5 protein-coding genes are annotated in these 12577 nt (G+C 48.2%); 4 read left to right on the plus strand and 1 reads right to left on the minus strand.

The annotated features are described in order from the left end of the window. The 4 genes from QUA38_RS22585 to cruG all read left to right on the plus strand — a co-directional run. On the plus strand, nt 1–2733 hold a 2733-nt coding region (locus QUA38_RS22585; RefSeq protein ID WP_333165766.1), incomplete at its 5' end, for a two-partner secretion domain-containing protein. 120 nt (nt 2734–2853) lie between these two features. Next, nucleotides 2854–5469 carry a CHAT domain-containing protein gene (locus tag QUA38_RS22590; protein ID WP_333165769.1) on the plus strand — a complete coding sequence of 872 codons (2616 nt, stop codon included), beginning with the start codon at nt 2854–2856 and terminating at the stop codon, nt 5467–5469. 149 nt (nt 5470–5618) lie between these two features. Further along, complete coding sequence (gene cruF / locus QUA38_RS22595; RefSeq protein WP_333165771.1) at nt 5619–6560, plus strand: gamma-carotene 1'-hydroxylase CruF; 942 nt, start codon at nt 5619–5621, stop codon at nt 6558–6560. Between the two features lie 260 nt (nt 6561–6820). Then, nucleotides 6821–8032, plus strand: coding sequence for a 2'-O-glycosyltransferase CruG (cruG, locus tag QUA38_RS22600; protein ID WP_333165772.1), 1212 nt, complete (start codon nt 6821–6823; stop codon nt 8030–8032). An 87-nt stretch (nt 8033–8119) separates the two neighbouring features. On the opposite strand, the gene QUA38_RS22605 is transcribed toward cruG, so the two are convergent. Beyond that, the coding region (locus tag QUA38_RS22605) for a calcium-binding protein (RefSeq protein WP_333165774.1) at nt 8120–12577 on the minus strand (4458 nt) is incomplete at its 5' end.

Below are 12577 nucleotides of genomic sequence, written 5' to 3' on the forward strand. Positions count from 1 at the left end.
CACAGCTTGCGCGAATTTAACATCCGTGAAGGGCGGGGAGCATATTTTGCCAATCCCAGCGGAATTGCCAACATCTTCACCCGCGTTACTGGTGGCAACCCTTCTAATATTTTAGGAACTCTAGGAGTTTTGGGAAACAGTAACTTGTTTTTAATTAACCCCAAAGGGATTGTCTTTGGCCCCAATGCTCGGTTAGATTTGCGCGGCTCATTTATCGGTTCTACTGGTAGCGGAATTGTTTTTAATAATGGCTTTGAATTTAGTGCAGCTAATTCTAATGCAGTGCCATTGCTAGCGATTAATATTCCTGTGGGTTTGAGATTTAGAGACAATTCCGGCACAATAGTCAACTCTTCCCAAGCTATTGGCCCCACACCAACCTTACCGCCACTACCCATAGAAATCCCTGTTTCTAACAAACTTGGTTTAGCAGTAGATCCAGGTCAAACTTTAGCATTAATTGGCGGTGACATCCAACTGGTAGGAGGAAATTTAACAGCTTATACCGGACAAATATTACTGGGAAGTGTGAAAAGTCCCGGTTTAGTACAATTTGAACCAACGGCTTTGGGGGTGAATTTAAACTACAACAATATTCAGAATTTCGGCAACGTTAAAATGAACGGTGCATTGATAAATACCAGCGGATCGGGCGGTGGTAAAATTGACATCAGGGGTTCAAATGTCACCGTCAGTAGTTCGGGAATTTATAGCCTAATACTTGGAAATATTGATGGCAGAAGTATTGATATTAATGCCCAAAACTTGCGAGTAGATAAAGGGTCGCAAATTCTCACCGCCACATTGGCAGATGGGAAGGGGAACGATTTAAACATCCACGCTACTGACTCAGTAGAAATGAGCGGGCTGGGAATTGAAGGCTATCAGCGATTTTATAGCCAATATTTACCCTCTGGAACGTTCAACCCTTTTGACCCGCAAATTGTTCTGAGTGCTGGCACTGCTGGCAGTGGAGCCGCCGGAGAGATTAACATTGACACCGGACGGCTGTTGCTGCGCGATGGGGTACTGGGCGGTACAGTCACTTTTAGTGCTGGAAATGCCGGAAATCTGAATATCCGTGCTAACACCATCGAACTCGTCAGTTCAGCGCTCAGTAGCGGAACAAATCGCGGAAGTAGCGGTCAGAGCGGAAGCATAACTATTGACGCACAAAGGTTAATCATGCGCGATGGCTCCAATCTCGTTAGCGTCAGCCGCAGTGATGGAGCATCGGGGGATATCGCGATTAAAACGCAGGAATCTGTAGAATTGTCGGGAGGAATCCCTGGAAGTCTGGCGCGAACTACGATCAGCACGAACTCTTTCGATGGGAATGGGAAAGCCGGGGATATTACCATCGACACTAAGCGGCTGACTGTTTCTGATGGAGCCTCAGCTAGTTTATCGACGGGTTCGATTATTGGCGAAACCGTGTTTTCTACCAGTGGGGGGCCTGGAGGAAATTTAACTATCAGAGCTTCAGAGTCGATAGAAGTGAGCGGCGTGTCTGGAGTTTTAGGGGATGCGGGCTTCGCAGGGAGTTCTCTGGCTACTCAAAGTACAAGCTCTGGTAGCGGTGGAGATATCCGCCTCTCTACGCCCATGCTCGCTGTAAGAAATGGGGGTATTATTTCTGCGGCTTCTTTGGGTGCAGGAGATGCGGGAGATATTACAATTAATGCCGATCGCGTAGAAGTGCAAGGCATTGGGAGTAACAGTGAGTTGAGAAGTGGAATTGAGGCTTCGGCTGGTAGGGCATTTACTTTAGTCAATCCCAATGCTACCGGAAATGCGGGTTCGTTGAATTTGAATGCTAATCAATTGATTCTCCGGGATAGTGCAGTGGTTAATGTTCAGTCTTTGGGCAGGGGAAGGGCTGGCAATATTAACATGGTAGCTAACTCAATTGCCCTAGACAATAAAGCCAGCATTGACGGTACAACTGACGCAGGCGGTGGGGGAAATGTTAACATCAGGGCGCAAGATATCCAGTTACGAAGAGGTAGCAGAATTACAACGGATGTGGGTATTTCTGAAGGTGGAAATATCATAATCAATAGCAATATTTTAGTCGCTTTACCAGGAGAAAATAGCGACATTACAGCTAATGCTCGCACAGCTAGAGGAGGAAAAGTTACGGTAAATGTACCAAATATATTTGGTTTTACAGCAATTAACCGCGAACAAGCTATAAGTAGTTTAGGAGTGACTGATGCTGAATTTGCGGCCTTACAAGTAAATCCAACTTCTTTACTTCCTACCAGCGATATTGCGGCTATTTCCCAAAGTAGTGGCCCGGCTTTGCAAGGTAGTGTTACATTTAGTTCTTCTGGGGTGAATCCTGCTCAAGGTTTAGTGGAACTGCCACAAAATGTGGTGAATCCGGCTGCGTTAATTGCTGCAAATCCCTGCATCCGAGGGGCCGAGAGCGAGTTTACCGCTACTGGGAAAGGAGGAGTGCCACCCAGTCCTAATGATGTTCTCAGCAGCCCTCTATCGCCGTTTCCGTGGGTAGAAGAGGCAGGAAGTTCGGCAACGAATGTAGAGGGTTTAACCGATTTAACCGATCGACCGAAGAAGGAAGAAGGGGAAATCCCCGATCGGGAAGTTGTTCCGGCGCAAGGTTGGGTGGTGAATGCGAAAGGAGAAGTTATGCTTGTTGGATATAATCCGGGTAATGCTGCTGACTCTCGCAATCCTCGACCTAGTTCTGGTTGTGTGCCGCGTTGAAATTAGGTTTTTTTTGACCGCCGATGTAGGCGAATTAACGCGGATTAACGCAGATCAAGAATAAGATGTATTTGGGTTAATTAGTATGTGTGTCTGCGGTTGTAATTTTATTTTCTAAATATGAAGTTTACCCGATCGCTCCGGCAAGTAATTCTGTTATTTGTGATTTCCTGTCTGCTAGCAGTTGCGATTCCTCCCGGAGTTGCTCAGGTTAATCCACCACAAGCGGTGCAGCTTGTCCGACAAGCTCGGACTCTGTACCAAGAGGAACGTTTTTCGGAAGCTGTACCGTTGTTGCAGCAAGCGGCGGCGCAGTTTGAGGCAAAAGGCGAAAATCTCGATCGCGCCACAGCTTTGAGCAATTTAGCTGCAACCTACGGGCAGTTGGCGCTTTGGGAAGAAGCAGAAAAAGCTGTAAGTTCGAGTTTGTCGGCTGTGCGAACACAAGCCAACACTCCCGAACAGCAGCGGATTTTGGCTGAAACTCTCAACATTCAAGGACAGTTACAACTTGAACGGGGGCAGACTCAAGATGCGATCGATATTTGGACGCAAGCTGCTAAAATTTTCGAGCAAATTGATAGAAAAAACCAACTTTTTCAAGTTCAAATTAATCAAAGTCGGGCTTGGGAAATTCTCGGACTTTACCCCAGAGCTTGCAAAATGCTGTTAGCTTCTTTCAAGTTGGAAAACCCAACTTGCGAAATTTCGGCAGCGGGTTTGGAAACTTTGAAAAATCAGCCTGTGTCTCTCGAACAAGTCCGGGGAATTCATGCTTTAGGGCGGGTGCTGCGGGTTTTGGGACAACTGGAACGATCGCAGGATTTACTGTCCGTGGGACTAGAAGCAGCCCAAAAATTAGGTAGCCGACCAGAGGAGGCTGCAATTTATCTCAATTTGGGGAATACGGTACGGGCTAAAAGCAATAAACCGGGTTTGACACCCAAACAGCGCGGTGATTGGGAACGCTTTGCCCTAGAGTATTATGCTCGATCGGCCCAGGCGACCCCGGATCGATCGCTCCTACAAATTCAAGCAAAGTTAAACCAATTGAGTTTGTTGATCGATCGCCAAGATTGGTCTGAGGCAGAGGTTTTGTGGCGTTCCATCGAACCTCAATCCACTCAATTTGGGTCGAATCGCGCCGGACTTTACGCTCAAATTAATCTAGCTCAAAGCTTGATCAAATTAGCTCAGTCGCCTGCGGAAACTTTGAGTTTAAGCGATATTGACACAATGCTCGATCGCTCTGTCGAAGGAGCAAACAGTTTGGGCGATCAACGAATACAAGCTTATATTCTGGCAGCGAAAGGCAAACTATCGGAAATCCAACAGCAGTATCAGAAAGCGGAAAATCTCACAACTGAGGCTTTGAGTTTAGCACCGGCGTTTCAATCTCCCGATATAGCTTACCAATTGTTTTGGCAACTGGGGCGGATTCGGAAAGCTCAGGGAAATACAGAAGGGGCGATCGCTCAATATACTCAAGCTGTGAATGTACTGTCTTCTTTGCGGGGCGATTTGGTGACAGTCAATCCCGAAGTGCAATTTTCGTTTCGGGAAAGTGCCGAACCGGTTTATCGGGAATTAGTCGGGCTGCTTTTGCAAGAGGAATCTCCCAGTCAAGCTAAGTTGAAACTAGCGCGCCAAACGGTGGAATCTTTGCAGTTGGCGGAATTGGACAACTTTTTTCGGGATGCTTGCGCTGATGCTAAACCAAAGTCGATCGAGGAAATAGATCCGACAGCGGCGGTGATTTATCCGATTATTTTGAGCGATCGTTTGGAGGTAATTTTGTCAATTCCCGGCAAACCCCTGCGCCGCTATACTACTAAGAAGTCTCAAGCCGAGTTGGAAACTGCCTTCCGACAAGCCAAAAATACCATCAGGCCTGCTTCTTTCCCCCGCGACAGGAGGCGATCCGTTGAACAGGTTTATGACTGGTTAATCCGCCCTGCGGAAGCAGATTTGACGGCTAGCGGGATTAAAACCCTGGTATTTGTGCTCGACGGTTATTTGCGGAATTTGCCGATGGCTGTGCTGCACGACGGTGAAAAGTTTTTGGTAGAAAAATACAGTATTGCTTTAGCGCCGGGACTGCAACTGCTGGCACCCAAACCGCTGAGGGAAGTCAAGTTAAGAGTGCTCACCGCTGCCCTCTCAGAAGCGCGTCAAGGCTTCTCGGCTTTGCCGGGGGTGACGCAGGAAATTCAACAAATTGCTGCCGAGATGCCTGCAAGTTCGCTGCTGAATCAAGATTTTGTCAGCGGGCGGTTGCACGATCGAATTAAAGCTTTGTCTTACCCGATCGTCCATTTGGCAACTCACGGTCAGTTTAGCTCGAATGCGGCGGATACTTTTATTGTGACTTGGGATCAGAAAGTGAATGTTAAGGAGTTCGATCAACTCCTGCGAGCCCGCACTGGGGAGAGACAACAGCCGATCGAACTTTTGGTTTTGAGTGCTTGCGAAACTGCTTCGGGCGATAACCGCGCGGCTTTGGGTTTGGCCGGGGCCGCAATTCGATCGGGTGCCCGCAGCACCGCCGCCACCCTTTGGCAAGTCAACGACGAATCTACAGCTATCTTTATGACTGAGTTTTACCGGCAGCTTGCTTCTTCTAAAACCAGCAAAGCTGAAGCCCTCCGCAACGCTCAATTAACTCTGTTGCAAAACCAACAGTATCAGAATCCGTATTTCTGGGCACCTTTCGTGCTGGTGGGCAATTGGCAGTAATTTAAGATGGGGCATCGGGCATCGGGCATGGGCATCGGGCATTGGGCTGGCAGTCAACAGACAACTGACTCAAATGCAGTTGGTTTTTTGTTAAAGTTTGTAAACTGTTAAGAGTGCTTTCTGCATCTAATATTTTTTCGAGGAGTCCCATGAAGCAACTTTTGATTGCTGAGCGCTTTTGCCTGATTGCCCACGTCTTGTCAATGGCTTTTGGATTGGCAGGGTTGCTGCTGATTTTACCCCGTCCCGAATTGGTGATGAGTTTGCCACCAGCAGGGCAAACGCTATTCCAGTGGGGGATGGCTGGGGGTGGAGTAGTTTATATCATCTTTGGTGCTGCAGCGGTTGCTCTCTATGCCTTGCGGACGTTGGGTTTGGGTGCAACTCTGGCTTTTTTACTGCCTTCTGTGTTTTTGTCCTTGAGTAGCGAGTTGCTGGGAACGAGTACGGGTTTTCCCTTTGGCCACTACCACTATTTGAGCGGTTTGGGTTACAAAATTGCAGGGCTGGTTCCGTTTACAATTCCCCTCTCGTGGTTTTATCTGGGACTGGTTTCCTATGTAATTGCTCGCGCTGGAGTAGCTGGCGGTAAAAGTGAACTCAACTGGGTGCGCCAAGTGGGGGCGATCGCCCTTGGTGCTTTGCTGCTAACAGCTTGGGATTTTGTACTAGATCCGGCGATGAGTCAAACTTCTGTGCCTTTTTGGGAGTTTGAGGAACTTGGGGCTTTCTTTGGGATGCCTTACCGCAATTTGGCCGGCTGGATGGGTACGGGGGCGCTATTTATGTCTGTAGCAGCTTTCTTGTGGAGAAAAACACCGATTAAATTAGAGCGATCGGAATTGGGTTTGCCCTTAATTGTTTATTTGGTAAACTTTGCTTTCGGAGCAATTATCACTGTAACTTCGTTGGATTCTCGGTTCTGGTTCCCGACATCGCTAGCGGTGCTTCTGGGCGTAGTTCCGGCGATCGCGTTAAGCTGGATCGCTAAACCCGCAGCAGGTGACGTAACCGAAACAATGCCGTCTTTGGATACATCTGTTATTACGGCTGAAATTCCACCTCAGCCCGTGGGCGTTTTGCGTAAGTGAGTTGCTAGCAAGTAACTGCGGCTGATTTAGCAAAAATTTACACTAAATTTTGAGCTAGTTTAAAAACCCGGTTTCTACCAGAAACCGGGTTTTTCAGTGGCAATTTTTTCATTCCCAATTCCTGTAATATGTTTGAGGTCAAAATTTTATTAAATTTTTTAAATTGACATCAGTTACCAAAAAAATGATCTGTAAATAAGCTCCCAACCCATATCCCGTCAGTCATTCCCAATTTTTCAATTATTCAATTCTTCAATAGTATGGTTTTCCCGATCGCCCCTCACCTGTTCTCTCAACCGCTGACAACTATCATCCTTGTCGCACTTCTGCTACTGCAATTGCCCGCCGCAGCCCTTCTTATGTCTCGTTTGATTAAAGGCCCATCGCGCATCCCGCCCCTGGAACCGGATTCGCCGACGCTGGATTTGTTAGGTGCTTGTACTGCGGTAGTACCGACTTTGAACGAAGCCGATCGCATTTCGCCTTGTTTGGAAGGATTAACCCGCCAAAGTTACGAACTCCGAGAAGCGATCGTGGTTGACAGCTATTCGGTAGACGGAACCGGAGATTTAGTCAAAGCTGCAGCACAAAAAGACCCCCGGTTTCGCTTGATTAACGACGATCCGCTGCCGGCGGGCTGGGTAGGGCGTCCCTGGGCGCTGAATGCGGGTTTTTTGGCAAGTTCCGAGAAGTGCGAGTGGATTTTGGGGATAGATGCGGATACTGTGCCGCATCCGGGTTTGATTGCGAGTTTGCTGAAGACGGCGGCGGCTGGAAATTACGATTTGATTTCGCTGTCGCCGCAGTTTATCCTCAAGTATCCGGGGGAGTTGTGGCTGCAACCTGCTTTTTTAATGACTTTGGTTTATCGGTTCGGGCCCACGGGAACGGGCGGGGATGTGCCGGAACGGGTGATGGCGAACGGTCAGTGTTTCTTGTGTAAGCGCGAGGTTTTGGTGGCTTTGGGGGGCTATGAGGTCGCGAGGGGTTCGTTTTGCGATGATGTGACTTTGGCTCGCTATGCTGCTGCTAAGGGCTTTAAGGTGGGCTTTTTGGATGGGGCTAAGGTGTTGAAGGTGCGGATGTATGAGGGGGCGATCGAGACTTGGAATGAATGGGGTCGATCGCTCGATTTGAAAGATGCTGTTTCGGGCGGTAAAATTTGGGGTGATTTGTGGCTGTTGCTGGCGGTTCAAGGTTTGCCGGTGCCGATTGTGTTGTGCTATTTGCTGTTTGGTTCGCTGCCGCCGGTTGGTGTCTTTCCGCACTTTTGGCTGTTGGGATTGAATGTATTTTTGGTTGCTGTGCGAGCGGCTTTGTGTTTCGCGATCGCACCTTCCTACGATACAACTGGGGCATCTGGTAAATGGCTGTTTTGGCTGTCACCTTTGGCCGATCCGTTGGCGTTTTTGCGAATTCTAATTTCTGCTTTAAATCAGCCTACTCAGTGGCGCGGCCGAAAGTATGAATAATCGTTAAATTTTGGCTAGACCTTTTAAAAGGGTAGAAGTGCGATCGCCCTTTTGTATCGAATGGGCGATCGTACTTTTCTTGATTTCCTAAATCAACCGGAAATTAGCCGATGTAATCGCATTGGCACTCACTCCAACCATCACACCTAACTGCTCCCCTGTCAAGAGGTTTTTGATGATAGTTCCCTGAGTGTTTTGAGTTATTTCTAACTGTCCAAAACTCAAACCACCACCTAATCCAATCAAATCTTGACCGACGGTAAAATCAGCGATTATATCAAATCCTTGACCGGCTTTTAAGGCAAAGATATCGTTGCCGCTACCGCCGACCAAACTATCATTGCCCATGCCTCCGTCAAGGAGATCGTTGCCTTTCCCACCAGTGAGAGTATCGTTATCTGCGCCTCCGAAAAGAGTATCATTTCCGGCACACCCTCCCAGGATATCTGCTCCTTCATCACCGTTGATTAAGTCATTACCTTCACCGCCGCAGATGGTATCTGAACCTAACTGTCCAAACAGATTGTCATCACCTTGACTGCCAAGCAGGATGTCGTTACCTTTGCCTCCATATAAGGTGTCATTATCCTTGCCACCATCGATGAAGTCATCATCTTTGTTGCCATAAATGATGTCAATACCTTCGCGGCCATGTAACAAGTCATTGCCTTTGCCTCCAAAGATTAAATCGTTACCAGACTCGCCAAGGATGATGTCGCTTCCTTCATCTCCGTAGAGAATATCTTCATCTTTGCCTCCGGCGATGAAGTCATTGCCTTGGTTGCCATTAATAATGTCATTATCGGCACCACCGTATAAGTTGTCATCTCCGGATTTGCCCTCGAATATATTGGCAGCATTGCTACCTAGTAATTCATCGTTTTGGGCAGTGCCTATTTGAAGGCCGGATGCGCCGAGTATGGTGTTTTCAACTGAGTTGGGTCGGTTTAAGTTGGGATAGGTAATTTGGTCGCAGATGCAGTCATCGTCTGAGAGGTTATTAGTTATTGGCGTGGGAGTTGGTGTTTCCGATGGTGTCGGGGTTCCTGATGGTGTCGGGGTTGCTGATGGTGTCGGGGTTGCTGATGGGGTCGGATCGATCGCTGTTGGGGTTTCGGTGCCGATTCCGGTGCCGATTTCGCCAGAGGTAGGTTGATAAGGAACGATCAGGTCTTTGGGGTCAATCGTCTCGAAGGTGGGGCGAACGGTGGGGTCATTCACGCTCAGTTGTGCCATCTTCTCCAGGATCTTTTCTTTGGTGTTGTCAGCGAGGAACTGCTCGATAGTCTGGGTTCCCGCTCCCAATTGCGCCAGTCCGACTGCGATTTGACCAACTGATACTGCCTGCAATTTGGTAATTTCCGTAGCGATATCACTTAATGAGGGACCGCTAGCGGTGAGTTCCTGAACAATTTGATTGCCTAGCGCCATTATTTGTGCAGCAGCCGAGCCGACCCTAGCTAACGGCTGTGTGTTGAGATTGCTGTCTTGCGTGGCCACACCAGCGATCGCCGACTGTACGATCGCCTGAATTGTCTCTGGTTTGCTCAAGTCAACTGGAGTACCGGCTTTAAGCGTATCGGCGATCGCGGCGGCTGCCCTATTTCCGAGTTGAGTGAGGGGTATTTCCGAAGCCCCTTCAATAAGTTTCGTCACCTGGACGATCGTGTTTTGCACCATGACCATCGAGGCAAACACTCCCACACCCTTCGCGTCGCCATTGGCGATCGCTTCCAGGGGGTCGTAGCTGCCCAAATCAACATCAGCCGGCAGCCCCAGCGCCAATTTCACTTGAGTTTCAGCAGTTTCAGGGTCAATGCCTTGCTGGGCTAACTCAGCAATGATGGTAGTTAAAGGTGTCACCACCTCAGACTCGGGAGTAGAAGACAACTGTGTCTCTAGGGGCAAATAGGTAGAGATATCTATCCCGTCGGCCATGACAATTTTGCCTTCGGTATAGTCGATCTTGCCATCTTTATTGTTGTCGAACTTTTCTAGTTCTACTGTGAGGTCGAAGCTGCCATCAGGGTTGGTAAAGGCGAAGGGCTCGGTATCATCTTGCAGGCTATTGAAGTTGGCGTCAAAGAAGACTTTTCCGCCAGTGATGTAACCGTCAATGGCACGACTCTTGCGCGTCGAACCAATTCCCAATCGGAAGTTAGCCAGTTCCATCTCACCCAGGCGCTTCTCGTAAGCCGTGGTCCAACCAAATCTCCAATACTCAGCCTTAAAATCTAGGGTGGCTTTAACATCACCATTGATTTCAAACAGGCTCAGCGGTTTGCTAATACGGGAAGTAATTTCTGAGGCACGAATTTTGCCATCGCCGCTAGTGCCCTTGCTCAGGTCTTCACCGACATCGAGCAAGTCAAACTTAGCATTCGCCTCAATTCCGCCCGTAAGATAAGCTCTTGCCACTTTAGCATCAACCCCGCCCCCAGCCTTAATACTAGCTTTGAGCTTGAGTTCATTAACGTCCGGCCCCGTACCATCCGCATTTTGGCGATCGCTCACGTAGAAGCCATCGAGAACTTTAGAGGCATCTGAGGCCTTAAAGCCAGATTGTTTCCATTGAGAAAGTCCAGAAGTATCAAAGCCGAACCCAAAGTTCGCTTTAGCTTCAAAGTTTCCCTGTAACTTGCCGTTGACACCTACATTTACAACGGGAATTGAGTAGATAGGAAACGTTTGGTCAATTGTGAACTTAAAGTCTAGCTTCGGCACTTGATAGGCGAACAGGGTGACATCCGGTTTACCCATCAGTAAATTGATCGCGGTGCCAGGATTGGTCAAGATGGGTAAACTCAGCCCAGGCATCTTTTGGAATAGGTTAAGCAACTCTTGAGTCTTTCCCTTCGACTTCGATTTAGCTTGGTCAGTAGGAGATGCCGCTGTTTTGGTTTGAGTTGTCTTAGCGGTTTTAGTATCAGCCTTGGGATCGGTGGCGTCGAAATCTATCTTATAGTCACCCAGGTCTATAGCAATGTTGCCATTTTGAGAGGAAATATCGTTGAGCAAATCACTAGCCTTGCCGATATCCTGAAGGCCATCTAGGAATCGAGTATCGATTTTTTTGCCTGCGACAGAAGCACCTGCTTCGATCAGCGTGACCTTGCGATCGCCGTTTTGGTCGAAAAATTTCCTGACAACCTCGAATTCAGACAGCGGTTTAATATCGCTGTTGAGTGCATTGATGATAGGAAGAGCTGGCTTAACAACATCATTGACTTTAGTGATGACAGGTTTAGCAAAACCCGTGATAAAGCTCCCCAAGTCGAGCTGCATATTCTTGAACTCAACACTGGGTTTTTGCGGCCCACTGCCTTTCCCATCCTTATACGAAAGCGGCGAAAAACCTGCGTTGAGGTCGAAGTTGAATGACGGAATCGCAGCACTGCCATTAACGCTGGTTTTTGCACTCAGGCCGAGGTTGGCTTTGGTGTCTAAACTCGTACCAATCAAGTCCGAGAGTTTATAGTTTCCCTTGCTGAGTTCAGTGAATGTCAGTCGCCCGTCATTTATCCCTCCTTGGGCGGTAGTTAAATCTTTCAGAGATGCCTTAAAGTCACCGGTAATTTTAGTGGGGTTAGCACCGTTGTTCGCTAGATCCACTTGCAAGAAACCTAGATTGGCCTTGCCCGTAAAATTATTGGCTAACCCGACTTCAGCGTTGAGGGCAAGCTTTGTATTCGTAGTATCGAAGAAGATCCCATCCTTATTCAGACCCAATCCCAAGGAAAAGTCGTACTTGAACTTGGCGTCGGCATCGCCCTGAGTATTCAATCCCAGCGCTGGCAGTCCCAAATTACCATTCAGTCCCAGGGTCTTTGCGTACTCTTTGCTGAGGCTGACCAGAACTTTGGCTTCTCCGTTTGCCCCAACTGAGCCTGTAATTGTCAGGTTGGGGAAGTCTTTGCCAAGGGAAGTCTTAATGGTGTCTTGAAACTTCACCTTATCGAAGCTTGGCGCCGCTTTCAGGTCGGTGATTAGCCTGTTCTTAATACTGTTTAGAAAATCAGGGGCAATGGCGTTGAGTTTATCACCCACCACCGGGATTTGAGCCGCCAGATTGTTGGTCAGGGACTCTTGCAGCTTGTTGAAGCCTAAATCAAGAGCGATGATATCAGTCTCATTGTCAGTATTAGTAACTGCGACATCGTTGGCATTAACACCGCTGTAAATAGTATCGGTACTGGTAGCGGGTGCGGTGACAATGTTGTATGCCACATTCCCATCTACTACAAAGTCATCTACTCCGGTGACAGTGACGGTTTGGGGAGTATTCCAGTTATACGGAGTGAAAGTTAAACTCGGTTTATCTATTGTCCCTTCAGCCGTGTTATCCGATGTCGTCCCGATCAACACATCTGCTGTAGGCTGGCTATCTAGAACTACCCCAAAATAGGCAGTTCCCCCCGCTTCTGTCGTTCTTAATCCAGTGTGAGTGACAGTAATGCCTTTGGTGTCGTTGTCAGTATTAGTAACTGCGACATCGTTGGCATTAACACCGCTGTAAATAGTATCGGTACTGGTAGCGGGTGCGGT

The sequence above is a fragment of the Microcoleus sp. Pol12B4 genome, from assembly GCF_036701385.1.
Taxonomy (GTDB): Bacteria; Cyanobacteriota; Cyanobacteriia; order Cyanobacteriales; family Microcoleaceae; genus Microcoleus.